Origin of the sequence: Streptomyces sp. NPDC050610, from assembly GCF_040654875.1 — a bacterium.
Classification (GTDB): domain Bacteria; phylum Actinomycetota; class Actinomycetes; order Streptomycetales; family Streptomycetaceae; genus Streptomyces.
Map to the genome: position 1 here is coordinate 1 of NZ_JBFAIV010000099.1, position 1,189 is coordinate 1,189.

3 protein-coding genes are annotated in these 1,189 nt (G+C 66.9%); all 3 read right to left on the reverse strand.

Translation table 11 applies throughout. The features are described from left to right. On the reverse strand, positions 1-662 hold a 662-nt coding region (gene sufC, locus AB0I22_RS39765), incomplete at its 3' end, for a Fe-S cluster assembly ATPase SufC (protein ID WP_363135913.1). Between the two features lie 7 nt (positions 663-669). After that, positions 670-1,008, reverse strand: coding sequence for a non-heme iron oxygenase ferredoxin subunit (locus AB0I22_RS39770; RefSeq protein ID WP_363135914.1), 339 nt, complete (start codon positions 1,006-1,008; stop codon positions 670-672). Next, positions 1,005-1,189 (reverse strand): SufD family Fe-S cluster assembly protein (locus AB0I22_RS39775; protein WP_363135915.1); only part of this gene is annotated, 185 nt, incomplete at its 5' end. The genes AB0I22_RS39775 and AB0I22_RS39770, both read right to left, overlap by 4 nt.

A 1,189-nucleotide genomic window follows, 5' to 3' on the forward strand; every position in this document is an offset into this window, starting at 1 on the left:
ACGTGCACGAAGTCGGGCTTGATGTAGCGCAGGATCCGCGTGTAGTGGGTGATCAGCAGGGTGCCGACCTCGCCGCCCTCCCGGACCCGGTTGACACCCTCGGAGACGGTGCGCAGGGCGTCCACGTCCAGCCCGGAGTCGGTCTCGTCCAGGATGGCGATCTTCGGCTTGAGGAGCTCCAGCTGCAGGATCTCGTGGCGCTTCTTCTCACCGCCGGAGAAGCCCTCGTTCACATTGCGCTCGGCGAAGGCGGGGTCCATCTGGAGCTGCTCCATCGCCGTTTTGACTTCCTTGACCCAGGTGCGGAGCTTGGGGGCCTCGCCGCGGATGGCGGTCGCGGAGGTGCGCAGGAAGTTGGAGACGGACACGCCGGGGACCTCGACGGGGTACTGCATGGCGAGGAAGACGCCGGCACGGGCGCGCTCGTCGACGGTCATCTCCAGGACGTCCTCGCCATCGAGGGTGACGGTGCCGCCGGTGACCGTGTATTTGGGGTGACCCGCCAGCGAATAGGCGAGGGTCGACTTGCCGGAGCCGTTGGGGCCCATGATGGCGTGCGTCTCGCCCTGCCGCACCGTCAGGTCGACGCCGCGCAGGATTTCCTTGGTGCCATTGTCGACCTCGACGGACACATGCAGGTCGTGAATTTCAAGCGTAGCCATAGGGAACTCAGGACTCCTGGGTGACGGAGACGAGCACAGATGCTTCTGGGCCGTCTCCTTCGATCTTGACGGGGTATACGGGGACGGGGCGCGTCGCGGGGAGGCCATTCGGCTTACCGGTGCGCAGATCGAAGCTCGACCCGTGCAGCCAGCACTCGATGGAACAGTCCTCCACCTCTCCCTCGGCGAGGGAGACGTTCGCGTGCGAGCAGATGTCGTTGATCGCGAACACCTGGCCCTCCGTGCGGACGAGGGAGACCGGCGTGCCGCCGATCTCCACCCGCTTGGGCGTGTCCTCTTCGAGGTCGCCCAGGGAGGCCGCGCGGACGAACGTGTCGGCACTCATGCGACGGACGCTTCCAGCTCGACGTCGATCTTGGCGAGCAGCCGCTCTTCGACGTCGGGGAGGCCGATCTGCTGGACGAGTTCGGCGAAGAAGCCGCGGACGACGAGGCGGCGGGCCTCGTCGGCCGGGATGCCGCGCGCCATCAGGTAGAAGAGCTGCTCGTCGTCGAACCGGCCGGTCG

Bases quoted from the DNA above. Each gene is read 5' to 3' on its own strand.
- AB0I22_RS39770 (WP_363135914.1), bottom strand. From the start codon at position 1,008: ATGAGTGCCGACACGTTCGTCCGCGCGGCCTCCCTGGGCGACCTCGAA.